Origin of the sequence: Halalkalibacillus halophilus DSM 18494 (assembly GCF_000423105.1) — a bacterium.
GTDB classification, from domain to species: domain Bacteria; phylum Bacillota; class Bacilli; order Bacillales; family Alkalibacillaceae; genus Halalkalibacillus; species Halalkalibacillus halophilus.
Genome location: NZ_AUHI01000027.1, coordinates 1 through 1099, shown reverse-complemented (window position 1 = coordinate 1099; position 1099 = coordinate 1). Strand labels below are relative to the sequence as shown.

The 1099-nt window shown below is 51.8% G+C and carries 1 rRNA gene; it reads left to right on the top strand.

Annotation, left to right across the window (positions count from 1 at the left end):
* Positions 1–1099, top strand: a 23S ribosomal RNA gene (locus G532_RS0111705); the annotation flags it as partial.

Below are 1099 nucleotides of genomic sequence, written 5' to 3'. Positions count from 1 at the left end.
ACAAGGTAACAGCCCTGTAGCCGAAAACCCCTCTCCTCCGGAGTGGATCCTGAGTACGGCGGAACACGAGAAATTCCGTCGGAATCCGGGAGGACCATCTCCCAAGGCTAAATACTCCCTAGTGACCGATAGTGAACCAGTACCGTGAGGGAAAGGTGAAAAGCACCCCGGAAGGGGAGTGAAATAGATCCTGAAACCGTGTGCCTACAAGTAGTCGGAGCCCGTTAATGGGTGACGGCGTGCCTTTTGTAGAATGAACCGGCGAGTTACGATGGCTGGCAAGGTTAAAGAGAAGATCTGGAGCCGCAGCGAAAGCGAGTCTGAATAGGGCGATTCAGTCAGGCGTCGTAGACCCGAAACTGTGTGATCTACCCATGGCCAGGGTGAAGGTAAGGTAACACTTACTGGAGGCCCGAACCCACGTATGTTGAAAAATGCGGGGATGAGCTGTGGGTAGCGGTGAAATGCCAATCGAACACAGAGATAGCTGGTTCTCTCCGAAATAGCTTTAGGGCTAGCCTCAACGGAAGAGTTTTGGAGGTAGAGCACTGATTGGACTAGGGGCCCCTATCGGGTTACCGAATTCAGTCAAACTCCGAATGCCAATAACTTATCGTTGGGAGTCAGACTATGGGTGATAAGGTTCATAGTCGAGAGGGAAACAGCCCAGACCGCCAGCTAAGGTCCCTAAGTATGTGTTAAGTGGAAAAGGATGTGGCGTTGCTCAGACAACCAGCATGTTGGCTTAGAAGCAGCCATCATTTAAAGAGTGCGTAATAGCTCACTGGTCGAGTGACGCTGCGCCGAAAATATACCGGGGCTAAACACATCACCGAAGCTGCGGATTGTCCGTAAGGACAGTGGTAGGAGAGCGTTCTAAAGGCTGTGAAGTCAGACCGTGAGGACTGGTGGAGCGTTTAGAAGTGAGAATGCCGGTATGAGTAGCGAAAAAGAAGTGAGAATCTTCTTCACCGTATGCCTAAGGTTTCCTGAGGAAGGCTCGTCCGCTCAGGGTAAGTCGGGACCTAAGCCGAGGCCGAAAGGCGTAGGCGATGGACAACAGGTTGAAATTCCTGTACCACCTCCTTTCCGTTTGAAC